Genomic DNA, 14,719 nt, shown 5'->3' with positions numbered 1-14,719 from the left:
GCCTTTCTCTCGAACTCTCGGAAAACGTCAGAGGTGGCGGCGGCGCGCGGCGGCCTGCCGGTCGTAGTCCTCACGGGCCTTCACGGCGGCCGGCCGGGTCGCGGTCTGGGCGACAGGCACATCCCACCACGCCTGTGCCTCGGGGGCGCCGGACACTGTGTCGGCCGTTTCGGTCTCCACATAGACACATGTGGGCCGGTCCGAGGCGCGTGCCTCGGCGAGCGCCGCCCGTAGCCCGCCCACGCTCTCCGCGCGCAGCACGTCCATGCCCAGCGAGGCCGCGTTGGCGGCCAGGTCGACCGGGAGCGGATCGCCGGTGTACTGCCCGTCGGCCGCCCGGAAGCGGTAGGCGGTGCCGAAGCGCTCGGCGCCGGTGGTCTCCGACAGACCTCCGATCGAGGCGTAGCCGTGGTTCTGCAACAGCACGACGTTGATGTTGATGCCCTCCTGGACCGCGGTGACGATCTCGGTGGGCATCATCAGATACGTACCGTCGCCGACCAGCGCCCAGACCGGCCGGTCGGGCGCCGCGAGCCGTACGCCGATGGCGCCGGGGATCTCGTAGCCCATGCAGGAGTAGCCGTATTCGAGGTGGTACTGGCGCGGGGAGCGGGCGCGCCACAGCTTGTGGAGGTCGCCGGGCAGCGAGCCCGCCGCGTTGATCACCACGTCCTCGTCGCCGACGACCGCGTCCAGCGCGCCCAGGACCTGGGTCTGGGACGGGCGGGCGGTCTCGTCCCCGGCGGCGTACGCGGCGTCCACCCGGCGCTCCCACGCGGTCTTCCCGGTGCGGTACTCGGCCTCGTACGTCTCGTCCACCCGGTGGCCCGCCAGCTCGGCGGTGAGCGCTTCGAGCGCGGCGCGGGCGTCGGCGACCACGGTGGTGGCGCCGAGCTTATGGGCGTCGAACGGGGTGATGTTGAGGTTGAGGAAGCGGACGGCGGGGTCCGCGAACAGGGTCGCGGAGGCGGTGGTGAAGTCGCTGTAGCGGGTGCCGACGCCGATGACCAGGTCGGTGGTGCGGGCGAGGTCGTCCGCGACGGCGGTGCCGGTGTGGCCGATCCCGCCGATGTCGGCGGGGTGGTCGTAGCGCAGCGAGCCCTTGCCCGCCTGGGTGGAGGCCACCGGGATGCCGGTCGCGTCGACGAGGGCGCGCAGCGCCTCTTCGGCCTCGCTGTGGTGGACCCCGCCGCCCGCGACGATCAGCGGCCGGCGGGCGGCGCGGACGGTGCGCGCGGCGGCGGCCACCTCGGCCGCCCCGGGGGCGGGGCGGCGGACGTGCCAGACCCGGTCGGCGAAGAACTCCTCGGGCCAGTCGAACGCCTCGGCCTGGACGTCCTGCGGCAGGGCCAGGGTGACGGCACCGGTCTCGGCCGGGTCCGCCAGCACCCGTACGGCCTGCAGCGCGGCCGGGATCAGCGCCTCGGGGCGCATCACCCGGTCGAAGTAGCGGGAGACCGGGCGCAGCGCGTCGTTCACCGAGATGTCGCCCGCATACGGGACTTCGAGCTGCTGGAGCACCGGGTCGGCGGGCCGGGTGGCGAAGGTGTCGCCGGGCAGCAACAGCACCGGCAGCCGGTTGACGGTGGCGAGCGCGGCACCGGTGACCAGGTTGGTGGCGCCGGGGCCGATGGAGGTGGTGACGGCCTGGGCGGCGAGCCGGTTGTTCTGCCGGGCGTAGCCGACCGCGGCGTGCACCATCGCCTGCTCGTTGCGGCCCTGGAGGTACGGCATGGTGTCCGGCCCGGACTCCAGCAGCGCCTGGCCGAGCCCGGCCACATTGCCATGGCCGAAGATCCCCCAGGTGGCGTTGATCAGGCGGTGCCGCTGCCCGTCCCGCTCGGTGTACTGGTGGGCCAGGAACTCCACCAGCGCCTGGGCGACGGTGAGGCGGCGCACTGCCGAACCGGTCATCGTGAGTCTCCAGCGGGGGCTTGGGAGGCGGGTGCTTGGTAGAGGGGCAGTCGGGGGTCGACGGGCTGGTCCGGCCAGGTGGAGCGGATCCAGGCGTGGTCGGGGTGGTCGCAGATGAGCCAGGCGCGCTCCGCCTCCGGGCCCGCCATGACGTTGAGGTAGTACATGTCATGCCCGGGGGCGGCGATGGAGGGGCCGTGCCAGCCGTCGGGGATCAGGACGGTGTCACCGGTGCGGACCTCGGCGAGCACATCGGTGCCGCGTCCGTGGCCGGACGGGGAGACCCGCTGGTAGCCGATGCCCTCGTTGCCGTGGGCCTCGGCGATCTCGAAGTAGTAGATCTCCTCCAGCTCGCTCTCCTCGCCGGGGCGGCACTGGTCGTGCTTGTGCGGCGGATACGAGGACCAGTTGCCGCCGGGGGTGAGCACCTCGACGGCGATGAGTTTGTCGCACTCGAAGACGCCCGCGGCGCCGAAGTTGTTGACCTGGCGCGAGCAGTTGCCGCTGCCGCGCAGCTCGACGGGGACGGCGGAGGCCGGTCCGTAGCGCGCGGGCAGACGGTTCTCACAGCGGGCGCCGGTGAGCGCGAAGCGGCCGCCCGCGCCGCTGGCGATCTGGGCGTGGGAGTCGCGCGGCAGATAGACGAAGTCGCTCACCCCGCTGAACACGCTCTCCCTGCCGTGCAGTTCGAATGTCTGGCCCTCGGCGATCACGGTGCAACCGCCGCTCAGCGGCAGCACGATCCACTCGCTGTCCCCGGTGGCCAGTGAGTGCGAACCGCCGGGCGGCAGATCGAGGACCCGCAGACTGGAGTGGCCCCAGCCGGCCCGTTCGGGGTCGATGTCCACGGCGTAGGGGCCGTCGGCGGCCTTGCCCGCCTGTACGTGGAAGCCGGGGAACGGATCGTTGGTGGTCATGGCGTGAAGTCTCTGCCTTTCTCACAGCGTCACAGCAGGCCGACGGCGGTGTCCACGGCTGCCTCGACACTGCCCTCCGCCGGATAGAGCAGGGAGCGGCCGACGACCAGCCCCTGCACGGTGGGCAGGCCCAGCGCCTTGCGCCACTTCTCGTACGCCTCCTCCTGGTCCTGCGGAGACTTGCCCACGTCGCCGCCGAGCAACACCGCCGGAAGGGTGCTCGTCTCCATCACCGCCGCCATCTCGTCGGCGTCCTCGGTGACCGGCACCTTGAGCCAGGTGTAGGCGGAGGTTCCGGCGAGGCCGGAGGCGATGGCTATGGACTTGGTGACGGCCTCGGCGGACAGGTCGTTGACGACCTTTCCGCCCGTCTTCCCGCCCGTCCGCCGGGAGATGAACGGCTCGACGAAGACGGGCAGCCGCCGTTCCGCCATGTCGTCGATGGCGCGGGCCGTGGTGACCATGGTGGTCAGCGAACCGGCGTCCTCGTAGTCGATGCGCAGCAGCAGCTTGCCCGCGTCGAAGCGCAGGCGCTCGATGTCCTGGGGGCGGTGGCCGGTGAACCGGTCGTCGAGCTCGAACGAGGCCCCGGCGAGCCCGCCGCGGTTCATCGAACCCATGACGACCTTGCCGTCGAGGGCGCCGAGCAGCAGCAGGTCCTCGAGGATGTCGGCGGTGGCGAGCACCCCGTCGACCCCGGGCCGGGACAGCGCCACGCACAGCCGCTCCAGCAGCTCGACCCGGTTGGCCATGGCCAACTTGTGGCCGCCGACGGCGAGGGCGCCGCGCGCCGGGTGATCGGCTGCCACGATCATCAGACGGCCGCTGTCCCCGATGAGGGGCCGGCGGACCCGGCGGGCGGCCGCCTCGCCGATGGCCTCCGGGTGGCGGCTGCGCACCGTCACGAGGTCCGAAATGCTGATGCTCAAGGTATTTCCTTTCCTTTTCGAGGCTCGGTTCGACGGGGACACCCGTAACGATGGGCACCCAGCGGCCGCACCACTGGGCCCCGGGGTCAGTCCCCCGCCAGCAGAGCCTCGACCTCCGCTTCCGTGGGCATCGCGGAGGAGCAGGCGAGGCGGGACGCGACGATGGCGCCCGCCGCGTTGGCATACCGCATCATGTGCTCCAGGGGCAGGCCCGAGAGCAGCCCGTGGCACAGGGCGCCGCCGAACGCGTCGCCCGCGCCGAGCCCGTTGACCACCTCGACCGGGACCGGCGGGACCTCCGCGGTGGTGCCGTCGCGGTGCACGGCGAGCACCCCGCGCGGGCCCTGTTTGACGATGGCGATCTCGACGCCCGCGTCCAGCAGCGCCCGCGCGCACGCCTTGGGCTCGCGCGCACCCGTGGCGATCTCGCACTCGTCCACGTTGCCGACGGCTACGGTGGCGTGGCGCAGCGCCTCGGCGTAGAAGGGGCGGGCGGTCTCCGGGTCGGCCCAGAACATCGGCCGCCAGTCGAGGTCGAAGACGGTGGTGCCGCTCTTGGCACGGGCGGTGAGCGCGGCGAGGGTGCTGGTGCGGCTGGGCTCCTCGCTGAGTCCGGTGCCGGTCATCCAGAAGATCCGGGCGGCGCGGATGGCGTCGAGGTCCAGCTCATCGGGGTGGATCTCCAGATCGGGCGCCTTGGGGCGGCGGTAGAAGTACAGCGGGAAGTCATCGGGCGGGAAGATCTCACAGAAGGTGATCGGGGTGGGGTACTCCTCGACGGGGGTGACGAAGCGGTCGTCCACCCCGAAGGCCCGCAGCTCCTGGTGGATGTAGTCGCCGAAGGGATCCGCCCCGGTGCGGCTGATCACCGCGGAGCGGTGGCCGAAGCGGGCCGCGGAGACCGCGACATTGGTCGCCGAGCCGCCGAGGAACTTTCCGAACGATTCCACCTGCGGCAGTGGTACACCGGTCTGCAGTGGATAGAGGTCCACTCCGATGCGGCCCATCGTGATCAGGTCGTACGGCTCACTCATGCCCGCCCCTTCGGGAAAGACGCAGCTCAGGGTCTGAAAGACGCAGCTCAGGGTCTGGTGCTCGAACTCCGGGATCCACCCCGGCCCTTCAGGTCTAGACGTGTGCCCCGCCCACTGTCAAGACTTTGTCCTTACATACGGACGTAGCCATCCGGACCCATGAGTCACGTTATCGCCTCGTTACGTCCGGATGAAATGTTGTCATGACAAAGTCTTGACAGTGGCCCTCCACGGGGAGAGGCTCCCGTTCTGCAACGGCCGTGCGCACTCGACGGACCTGGCTTTGAGAGGTGCTGGAACGGATGGACCTCAGACTCAATAGACACCGCGGGGCGGGCCTCGCCGCACTCGCCACCGTGGCCGCCCTCCTGGCGGCGGGCTGCAGCAGTCAGGGCGGCAAGAAGGCCCAGGAAGCCGACGGCGACCTCGCGGCCGGGAAGGCCGACACACCGCGGATCAAGATCGCGATGATCACCCACGCCGCCCCGGGCGACACCTTCTGGGACACGGTGCGCAAGGGCGCCAAGGCCGCGGCGGCCAAGGACAACGTCGACCTCGTCTACTCCAGCAACCCCAGCGGAGCCGACCAGGCCAACCTGATCCAGAACGCGATCAACCAGAAGGTCGACGGCATCGCCATCACCCTCGCCAAGCCCGACGCCATGAAGGGCGCGATAGCCAAGGCGAAGAAGGCCGGGATCCCGGTCGTCGCCTTCAACGCGGGACTCGACCAGTGGAAGGACATGGGGCTGCTGGAGTACTTCGGCCAGGACGAGAACATCGCGGGCCAGGCCTTCGGCAAGCACCTCAACGAGGTCGGCGCCAAGCACAACATCTGTGTGATCCAGGAGCAGGGCCATGTCGCCCTCGAGGCCCGCTGCGCGGGCGTGAAGAAGACCTTCAAGGGCAAGACCGACATCCTCTACGTCAACGGCACCGATATGCCGTCGGTCAAGTCGACGATCGCCGCGAAGCTCAAGCAGGACTCCAGCATCGACCACGTCGTCACCCTGGGCGCGCCCTTCGCCCTGACCGCCGTGCAGTCCGCCAAGGACGCCGGGGGCAAGGCCAAGGTCGCCACCTTCGACCTCAACAAGGACCTGGTCTCGGCCGTGCAGAGCGGCGACGTCCAGTTCGCGGTCGACCAGCAGCCGTATCTCCAGGGCTATCTGTCCATCGACTCCCTGTGGCTCTACAAGAACAACGGCAACTTCAGCGGCGGCGGCGAACAGCCCGTGCTGACCGGGCCCGCGTTCGTCACCAAGGACAACGTGGACACCATCGCCACGTTCGCCCGGAAGGGAACGCGGTGAGCCGGTCATGACCCACACCGCCACCCCGGCGGCCGCGACCCCGCCCGCCTCCCCCGCGGCCCCGCCCAAGAGCCGCACCGCCGAGCGCTCGCTGGCCCGGCGGGCGCTGGCCAGGCCCGAGATCGGGGCGCTGGTCGCGGCCATCGGCGTCTACCTCTTCTTCTTCGCCGTGGCCCCCACCTTCCGGCAGGCCGACTCCTTCGCCACCGTCCTCTACCAGGCGTCCACCATGGGCATCATGGCGCTCGCCGTCTCCCTGCTGATGATCGGCGGTGAGTTCGACCTGTCGGCCGGGGTCGCCGTCACCTCCTCGGCGCTGGCCGCGAGCATGCTCAGCTTCCAGCTCACCGCCAATGTCTGGGTGGGCGTGGTCGTCGCGCTGCTGGTCTCGCTCACCGTGGGGCTGATCAACGGACTGCTGCTGATCAAGACCGGGCTGCCCAGCTTCCTGGTCACCCTCGCCAGCTTTCTGATGCTCCAGGGCGCCAACCTGGCCATCACCAAGCTGCTGACCGGCAATGTCGCCACCGACTCCATCAGTGACATGGACGGCTTCGACCAGGCCAAGTCGCTCTTCGCCGCCGAGATCGACGTCTTCGGTGTCAATGTGAAGATCACCGTGCTGTGGTGGCTGGTCTTCGCCGCCCTCGCCACCTGGGTGCTGCTGCGCACCAAGTTCGGCAACTGGATCTTCGCGGCCGGTGGTTCGAAGGAGAGCGCCCGGGCCGTGGGCGTCCCGGTGAACCTCACCAAGATCGCCCTCTTTATGACGGTGGGCTTCGCGGCCTGGTTCGTGGGCATGCATCTGCTCTTCGAGTACAACACCGTGCAGGCCGGCGAGGGCGTGGGCAACGAGTTCTACTACATCATCGCGGCCGTGATCGGCGGCTGCCTGCTCACCGGCGGCTACGGCTCCGCGATCGGCGCGGTCCTCGGCGCCTTTATCTTCGGCATGGTCAACCAGGGCATCGTCTACGCCAACTGGAACCCCGACTGGTTCAAGTTCTTCGTCGGCGTGATGCTGCTGCTCGCGACCCTCGTCAATCTGTGGGTGCGCCGCCAGGCCGCCAGGAGGTGATCGGAATGGCAACGAACGTCACCAAGGACGGCGCCGCCCCGGATCCCGGACCGGATCCCGCACCGGACGAGGACCCGGTGGTCCAACTGCGGGGGGTGGGCAAGCTCTACGGGAACATCCGCGCCCTGGAGGGCATCGACCTGGCCGTCCGGCCGGGCCGGGTGACCTGTGTGCTCGGCGACAACGGCGCCGGCAAGTCCACCCTGATCAAGATCATCTCAGGGCTGCACCAGCATGACGAGGGCGAATACCTCGTGGACGGGAAGCCGGTGCGGCTGAACACCCCGCGCGACGCCCTGAACCTGGGCATCGCCACGGTCTACCAGGACCTGGCCACCGTGCCGCTGATGCCGGTATGGCGGAACTTCTTCCTCGGCTCCGAGCTGACCCGCGGCCCCTGGCCGGTGCGGCGTCTTGACATCCAGCGGATGAAGCGGATCACCGGCGAGGAGCTGTCCGCCATGGGCATCCACCTCGACAACCTGGAGCAGCCGATCGGCACCCTCTCCGGGGGTCAGCGGCAGTCCGTGGCCATCGCCCGGGCGGTCCACTTCGGCGCCCGGGTGCTGATCCTGGACGAGCCGACCGCGGCGCTGGGCGTCAAGCAGTCCGGTGTGGTGCTCAAGTACATCGCGGCGGCGCGCGAACGCGGACTCGGCGTCATCTTCATCACCCACAACCCCCACCACGCCTATATGGTCGGCGACCACTTCGCGGTGCTCAGGCTCGGCGCCCTGGAGCTGAACGCGGCGCGCGAGGACGTCAGCCTCGAAGAGCTCACCAACCACATGGCCGGCGGGACCGAACTGGCCGCGCTCAAGCACGAGCTGGCCCAGGTCCGCGGGGTCGACGTGGACGAGCTCCCGGAGGAGGTGACCGCCCCCTCCTCCTGACGGACGCCGCCATTCCGACGCCTTTCCCCTCCCCTTACTCTGACAAGACGTCCGAATGTCCTGACGAAGCCTTGACGGCCGCCCGCCCGGCCGGTGAAGCTGCCCAAAACAGTACGACGCGGGCACCCCAGCACACCGAGGAGACCCTCTGCCATGACTGCCGACGCCTCCCCCGTACCCGCCCTGGACCGCATCCGGGTCGGCTCGGCCCCCGACTCCTGGGGGGTGTGGTTCCCCGACGACGATCAGCAGGTCCCCTGGCAGCGCTTCCTCGACGAGGTCACGGAGGCCGGTTACGAGTGGATCGAGCTGGGTCCGTACGGCTACCTGCCCACGGACCCGGCCCGGCTCACCGAGGAGACCGGACGGCGCGGTCTCACGGTCTCCGCGGGCACCGTCTTCACCTCGCTGCACCGCGGCCCCGAGGTCTGGGACGCCACCTGGGAGCACGTCTCCCAGGTGGCCGAGCTGACCCGGGCGATGAACGCCAAGCACCTCGTGGTCATCCCGTCCTTCTGGCGGGACGACAAGACCGCCGAGCTGATCGAGCCCCCGACGCTCACCGCCGAGCAGTGGCACCATCTGTCCACCGGGATGGAGCGGCTGGCCCGCGAGGTGCGCGAGCGCTTCGGGCTGGACATCGTCGTCCACCCGCACGCCGACACCCATATCGACACCGAGGAGAACGTGGCCCGCTTCCTGGACGCCACCGACGCGGGCCTGGTCAACCTCTGCCTGGACACCGGCCACTACGCCTACTGCGGCGGCGACAGCGTCAAGCTCATCGAGACCTACGGCGAGCGCATCGGCTACCTCCACCTCAAGCAGGTCGACCCGGAGATCCTCGCCGATGTGGTGAAGAACCAGGTGCCGTTCGGGCCCGCGGTCCAGCGCGGTGTGATGTGCGAACCGCCGAACGGCGTTCCCGAGCTGGGCCCCGTACTGACCGCGGCCCAGAACCTGGATGTGGATCTGTTCGCCATCGTCGAGCAGGACATGTACCCCTGCCCGCCCGGCCAGCCCTTCCCCATCGCCGAGCGCACCCGGCGCTTCCTGCGCTCCTGCGGCGCCTGACCCCTCCCTTCCCGCCCCCAACGGGCCCTCGCCCACATGGGCACCCCCACGGGCCTCTACCCCACCGGACCGTCGAACCGTCCAGAGAGCAGAGAGAGAAGAGAGAGGTCTATGACCCAGCAGGGAACGCTCGGGATCGCCGTCATCGGGACCGGCAAGATGGGCGCCGACCATGTCCGCCGCATCAACGACGTGATCAGCGGCGCCCGGGTGGCCGCCGTGGTCGACATCGACGAGGCGCGGGCCAAGGCGGTCGCCGACACCGCCGACGGCTGTCAGGCGTTCACCGACCCGGCCGCCGCGATGGCCGCGCCCGGCGTGGACGCGGTGCTGATCGCCTCACCGGGGCCCGCGCACGAGGCCGCGCTGCTCAGCGCGTTCGAGCGCGATCTGCCGGTGCTGTGCGAGAAGCCGCTCACCCCGGACTCCGGGTCCGCGCTGCGGGTGCTGGAGGCCGAGCAGCGGCTGGGCCGCCGCCGGGTGCAGGTGGGCTTTATGCGCCGCTACGACACCGAGTTCATGAAGCTCAAGGCGCTGCTGGCCGGGGGCGAGCTGGGCCGCCCGCTGCTGCTGCACTGCCGCCACCGCAATGCCTCGGTGCACTCCTACTTCACCAACGAGATGATGATCACCGACTCGGTGGTGCATGAGATGGACCAGTCGCGCTGGCTGCTGGAGCAGGAGATCGCCGCGGTCACGGTGCTCAAGCCGACCCCCAGCTCGCTCTCCCCCGAACCGCTCAGCGACCCCCAGCTGGTGATCTTCGAGACCACCGGCGGGGCGATCGTCAATGTGGAGATCTTCGCCACCTGCGGCTTCGGCTACCAGGTGCAGGCGGAGGCGGTGTGCGAACGGGGCACCGCCCGCGTCGGCGACGCCCACGGGATGCTGGTCAACCGGCCCGGCGCCTGGGGCGGGGAGATCGCCCCGGACTTCGTGGCCCGCTTCGAGGAGGCGTACGACCGTGAGGTGCAGAGCTGGGTCAACGCCACCCGGCGCGGGGAGGTCGAGGGCCCCAGCGCCTGGGACGGCTATGCCGCGACCGCCGTCAGCGAGGCGGGGATCCGGGCCCAGGCCACGGGGGAGCGCACGGCCGTGGAGATGATCGAGCGCCCCGCCTTCTACGGCTGATACCCCTCACCCCTCTCCAGCTGACACCAGCGGGCCGACCGTGAGTTACGGTCGGCCCGCTGCGGTCATGGGCCGTGGCCCATGAGCCATGAGCCACGACCCATGGCTCATATCGTCCGGGTCTCGTCCGGTGCGTCACTCATGCGTCACAGCGGTCACACCACGGCACGCCTCCGTCACAGGTGTTCAACAGCCCCGGGCCGTCCTTCACTCAGCGTCGTTGACCGGGCACAGGCTGATGGAGTGTGAGCAGGCGCGCCGTGGCTCCCCCGACGGTCCCACCGGGCCGTGACCGCGACGCCCTGCGGAAGGGCATAAGAGATGACCGACCGGAGGCTGTGGTCGTACAAGGAGATCGCCGCGCACATCGGTGTGCAGACCGACACCGTACGGTCCTACCGCAAGCACGGCCTGCTGCCGCCCCCCGATCATGTGGAGGGCGGCAAGCCGTACTGGTACGCGGATACGATCCGCTCCTGGGTGGTCCGCAGACCCGGCAACCGCCGCGCCCGGCGCGATGGCAAGGACTAGGGGGCGCATCCGCGTGGGCCGCTGAGCGACCTCGCTGAAGTCCGGTGCGGTTCGGGTGCGCCCCGAAGGCGCGCGGGGAACTGCGCGACCGGCCACGACGCAGCCGCGGATGAACGACCGCAGCTTGCGACACTTCCCGCGGAGCGCTTAGCGGCCCGTGCTCACCCGGTCCCGCGCCTCCTCCCCCTCTCCTTGAACCCCGTCCTCACCGTGGGTCCCGTCCTCACCGTGAGGCCCGCCCTTGCCGCCGCAGCGGCGACCGTCGGCCCCGCCACCCGCGGCGGCATCCGTGGCGGCCCCCGTGCCGATATCCGCGGCGGCCTCCGTACCGGAGCCCCCTTGGCGTGCGGCGGGAGCGGACTCCCCCTCGCTCAGCCCGAACCGGGTGTGCAGCCGACGCAGCGGGCCCGGGGCCCACCAGGTGGCCCGGCCGGTCAGCTTCATCACCGCGGGCACCAGCAGCCCGCGCACCACCATCGCGTCCATCAGCACGGCCAGGGCGATACCCAGCCCCAGCATCTTGGTGTTGGTGACCCGCGAGGTGCCGATGCCCACCATCACCACGGCGAGGATCAGCGCCGCCGCCGTGATCAGGCCGCCGGTGCGCCGCAGCCCGAACTCCACCGCCGCCTGATGGTCCCCGGTGCGGTCGTACTCCTCCTTGATCCGGGAGAGCAGGAAGACCCCATAGTCCATGGAGAGTCCGAAGGCGACACAGAACATCAGGACGGGCAGGGTGGTCTCGATATCGCCGGAGGTGGTGAAGGAGAGCGGACCGGACAGATGCCCGTCCTGGAAGACCCACACCACCGCGCCGAACATCGCGGTCAGACTGAGCGCGTTGAGCAGCACGGCCTGAATCGGTATCAGCACGCTTCCGGTGAGCAGGAAGACCAGCAGCAGGGTGACGGCGACGATGATGGCCGCGGCCCAGGGCAGCCGGTCGGCTATGGAGTCCTTGGTGTCCACCAGGACGGCGGCGGTGCCGGTCACCGAGGTGGTGAACGATGGCTCCTGGGCGCGGATCGTCCGCACCAGATTCTGGCTGGCGGCGTCCACGGCCTCGCCCTTGGGCTGCACTGTGATCTCCGCCGAGCCACCGGCCAGCCGCGCCGCCTCCGCCGGCCCCGGCTCGGCCACCCGCCGCCCATCGGCGAACCGGCCCGCCGGGCTGTCCACCCGCAGCACCTTGGGGAGGGCGGAGATCTTGGCGCTGTAGTCGGCGAGGGCCTTGGTGCCGGTGCCCCCGCCCTCGGCGAGGACCTCCACCGCGCCCCCGGGACCGCCGGGGAACCCCTCCCGGATGTGCTGCTGCACCACATGGGACTCGGCGCTCTTCGGCAGCTGGCGGTCATCCGCGGTGCCGAACTCCACCCTCAGGAAGGGGAGTCCCAGCGCGACCAGACCGGCGACGGTGGCCAGCGCGAACATCGGGGCCCGCCGCATCACCAGCCGGGCCAGCCGCGCCCAGCCCGCTCCGGGCTCACCGCCGCGGACCGGGCGGCCACGGCGCAGCAGCCGGGTGAGATCCAGTGCGTTGACCCGGTCGCCCAGGAGGATGAGTGCGGCGGGGAGGACCACCAGGGCGGCGGTGGCGGCGATCAGCACCACCGCGATCCCCGCATAGGCGAAGGAGCGCAGGAAGTACTGCGGGAAGACCAGCATGGCGGCGAGCGAGGCGGCGACGGTCAGCGCCGAGAAGAGCACGGTGCGCCCGGCGGTGCGCAGCGTGGTCGCGACGGCGGGCAGCTTCTCCGCGCCCCGGCCCAGCTCCTCGCGGAAGCGGCGCACGATGAACAGGGCGTAGTCGATGGCGAGTCCGAGGCCGAGTGCGGTGGTCAGGTTCTGCGCGAAGACCGAGACATCGGTGAACTCGGTGAGCCCGCGCAGCACCGCGTCCGTGCCGAGGATCGCGATGATGCCGACCCCGAGCGGCAGCAGGGCGGCCACGGCGCTGCCGAAGACCATCACGAGCAGCACCAGGGTGATGGGCAGGGCGATCATCTCGGCCCGCAGCAGATCCTCCTGGATGGTGGACTGCAGCTCATGGCGGACCGCGACCATCCCGCCGACCCGCACCTCGACCGGACCATGGGCGCCCCGGTAGTGCGGCGCCATGCGCTCCAGCGCCTTGCCCGCCGCCGACTCATCGCCGAGGATCCGCGCGGCGATGATCGCCTCGCCCCGGTCCCGGGCGCGCAGCGAGGACGCGCCGGTGGTCCAGTACGAGGTGACCCCGGTGACCGCCTCCTCGTGCGAGAGCTTCTTGGCCAGCGCCCGGGCCTCGGCGGCGACGGCCGGATCGTCCACGGTCTTCCCGCCGCTGTCGACGAGCAGGATCAGATTGGGCTGGGAGGCGGGGAAGCGCTTCTCGAGCGCCTTGGTGGCATACGCGGACTCGGCCGCCGGGTCCTCCCAGCCGCCGCTTCCCATCCGGTCGGCCACCCCGCTCCCGGCTACGACGGCCAGCGCGGTGAAGATCAAGGCGAGCAACAGGGACAGCCGGGGACGCGCCGTGACCAGGCGGGTCCACCCTCCGATCCGGTCCTCGGGCGGGCGGTTGACATCGGTCATGGCGCGGTGTCCCCTTCACCTGTGCCCCATGCCGCCACCAAATGTCCGTGGGCAGCACGGGTCGTTGATTACCATGGGCGGTAAACACGAGCGACCGCTCGCGTTTCTCAAGAATGCGAGCGGGCGCTCGTGTTTGTCAATCGAACACGGAGAGCCGGGGAAAACAGGTGACCGAGAGCAAGGCGGACCAGCCCCACGAGACGGTGAAGCCGCGCCGCAGACAGGCGCGCGGCGAGCGCCGGATCCAGCAGCTGCTCGACGCCGCAGCCAGCGTCTTCTGCCGCGCCGGCTACACCTCCGCGAGCACCAACGCCATCGCCCGCGAGGCCGGGGTCTCCCCCGGCACGCTGTACCAGTTCTTCCCGAACAAGGAGGCCATCGCCGTCGAGCTCGGCGAACGCCTCAACCGCAGGATGCTGGAGACCCACGGGGTCTTCACCCCCGAGAACGCCGCGCTGCCGCTGCGCGAACTCATCGACGCGGTCCTCGACCCGATGATCGAGTTCAACTGTGCGAACCCCGCCTTCCTGACCCTGCTCCAGTCCTCCGAAGCGCCGGGCAACTTCCTCGAGGAACACGCCGCCCAGCACGACTCGATCCAGGACCGCATCGAGGAGCTGATCGGCGTCCGCAACCCCGAGCTCTCCCCCGAGCGCCGCACCCACACCGCGAGCATGGCGTTCGCCCTGTTCAAGGCCGGACTGGGGCTGATCCTCGGCCATGAGGGCGCCGAACGGGAGGCGTACGTCACGGAGTTGAAGACCGCCCTGTACGGCTACCTCGCCCCGGTGCTCGGCACCGGAGGAGCCCCCGCCCGGCCCTGAGCCCCGCACCACACCCCGTTCACCCGGGCCCCCTCCCACCCCGGACCGCGGAGGAGTGCACGCGGGCCCGACCCACCCGTCACCGACCGGCGCACCACCGGCTTCCATCCATACCCCCTAGGGGTATAAAGTGGGGAGCGTCAGGAGACGCTGAGGCATTCCGGCGCCCCCTGCGCACCGACCGTCACGCCCACCCCACACAGGAGAACCCCATGAGCTCCGAGGCAGTCACCACCGTCTACAAGGTGACCGGCATGACCTGCGGCCACTGCGAAGGCGCCGTCGCCGAGGAGATCGGCGCGCTCGCAGGCGTCACCTCCGTCAAGGCCGCGGCCTCCACCGGCCAGGTCACCGTGGTCTCGGCCGCCCCACTGGACGAGGGGACCGTCCGCGCCGCCGTGGACGAGGCGGGCTACGAGCTCGCCGGCCGGGCCTGAGCGAGCCCCCACCAAACCTCCGCCGGACCGTGCCGCCCTGCTCATACAGCCGCCGTACGGCCCGGCCCTC

Annotated in this window: 13 protein-coding genes; 8 read left to right on the top strand and 5 right to left on the bottom strand. The window is 70.6% G+C overall.

Annotated elements, in window-relative coordinates:
• Positions 1-27: 27 nt before the first annotated feature.
• The 4 genes from iolD to iolC all read right to left on the bottom strand — a co-directional run bounded on the left by iolD (position 28) and on the right by iolC (position 4,794).
• Positions 28-1,914: a 3D-(3,5/4)-trihydroxycyclohexane-1,2-dione acylhydrolase (decyclizing) gene (gene iolD / locus VT50_RS27405; RefSeq protein ID WP_046084560.1), complete on the bottom strand. Its 1,887-nt coding sequence runs from the start codon at positions 1,912-1,914 to the stop codon at positions 28-30.
• Positions 1,911-2,831: a 5-deoxy-glucuronate isomerase gene (gene iolB, locus VT50_RS27400; RefSeq protein WP_046084559.1), complete on the bottom strand. Its 921-nt coding sequence runs from the start codon at positions 2,829-2,831 to the stop codon at positions 1,911-1,913. Before iolB ends, iolD begins: the two co-directional genes overlap by 4 nt.
• A 29-nt stretch (positions 2,832-2,860) precedes the next feature.
• Complete coding sequence (locus VT50_RS27395) at positions 2,861-3,760, bottom strand: Cgl0159 family (beta/alpha)8-fold protein (protein ID WP_046084558.1); 900 nt, start codon at positions 3,758-3,760, stop codon at positions 2,861-2,863.
• 86 nt (positions 3,761-3,846) lie between these two features.
• The gene (gene iolC, locus VT50_RS27390) at positions 3,847-4,794 is read right to left on the bottom strand and encodes a 5-dehydro-2-deoxygluconokinase (protein ID WP_046084557.1); all 948 of its coding nucleotides are present in this window, start codon (positions 4,792-4,794) and stop codon (positions 3,847-3,849) included.
• Between the two features lie 302 nt (positions 4,795-5,096).
• Here iolC and VT50_RS27385 point away from each other — a divergent pair, with 302 nt between their 5' ends.
• The 6 genes from VT50_RS27385 (at position 5,097) to VT50_RS27360 (ending at position 10,814) form a co-directional block, all read left to right on the top strand.
• Positions 5,097-6,107, top strand: a complete 1,011-nt coding sequence (locus VT50_RS27385; protein ID WP_046084556.1) for a substrate-binding domain-containing protein — start codon at positions 5,097-5,099, stop codon at positions 6,105-6,107.
• Positions 6,108-6,114: 7 nt separating this feature from the next.
• Entirely contained in the window at positions 6,115-7,185 is a 1,071-nt protein-coding gene (locus tag VT50_RS27380; RefSeq protein ID WP_046084555.1) for an ABC transporter permease, read from the top strand.
• A gap of 5 nt (positions 7,186-7,190) precedes the next feature.
• A complete protein-coding gene (locus VT50_RS27375; RefSeq protein WP_046084554.1) occupies positions 7,191-8,078 on the top strand; it encodes an ATP-binding cassette domain-containing protein in 888 nt (295 codons plus the stop codon).
• A gap of 153 nt (positions 8,079-8,231) precedes the next feature.
• The gene (locus VT50_RS27370) at positions 8,232-9,152 is read left to right on the top strand and encodes a sugar phosphate isomerase/epimerase family protein (RefSeq protein WP_046084553.1); all 921 of its coding nucleotides are present in this window, start codon (positions 8,232-8,234) and stop codon (positions 9,150-9,152) included.
• A gap of 111 nt (positions 9,153-9,263) precedes the next feature.
• Entirely contained in the window at positions 9,264-10,283 is a 1,020-nt protein-coding gene (locus VT50_RS27365; RefSeq protein WP_046084552.1) for a Gfo/Idh/MocA family protein, read from the top strand.
• A 321-nt stretch (positions 10,284-10,604) separates the two neighbouring features.
• Positions 10,605-10,814, top strand: a complete 210-nt coding sequence (locus tag VT50_RS27360; protein WP_020871200.1) for a helix-turn-helix transcriptional regulator — start codon at positions 10,605-10,607, stop codon at positions 10,812-10,814.
• A 147-nt stretch (positions 10,815-10,961) separates the two neighbouring features.
• Here VT50_RS27360 and VT50_RS27355 read toward each other — a convergent pair whose 3' ends face one another.
• Positions 10,962-13,388, bottom strand: coding sequence for an MMPL family transporter (locus VT50_RS27355; protein ID WP_046084551.1), 2,427 nt, complete (start codon positions 13,386-13,388; stop codon positions 10,962-10,964).
• Positions 13,389-13,555: 167 nt separating this feature from the next.
• Here VT50_RS27355 and VT50_RS27350 point away from each other — a divergent pair, with 167 nt between their 5' ends.
• Together VT50_RS27350 and VT50_RS27345 are read left to right on the top strand one after the other, a co-directional pair.
• Positions 13,556-14,212 carry a TetR/AcrR family transcriptional regulator gene (locus VT50_RS27350; protein WP_046084550.1) on the top strand — a complete coding sequence of 219 codons (657 nt, stop codon included), beginning with the start codon at positions 13,556-13,558 and terminating at the stop codon, positions 14,210-14,212.
• Between the two features lie 170 nt (positions 14,213-14,382).
• Entirely contained in the window at positions 14,383-14,649 is a 267-nt protein-coding gene (locus VT50_RS27345; protein WP_046084549.1) for a heavy-metal-associated domain-containing protein, read from the top strand.
• The last annotated feature ends 70 nt before the right edge of the window (positions 14,650-14,719 follow it).

The organism is Streptomyces antioxidans, assembly GCF_000968685.2.
Lineage (GTDB): Bacteria > Actinomycetota > Actinomycetes > Streptomycetales > Streptomycetaceae > Streptomyces > Streptomyces antioxidans.
This window is presented reverse-complemented; position numbering and strand designations above follow the sequence as displayed.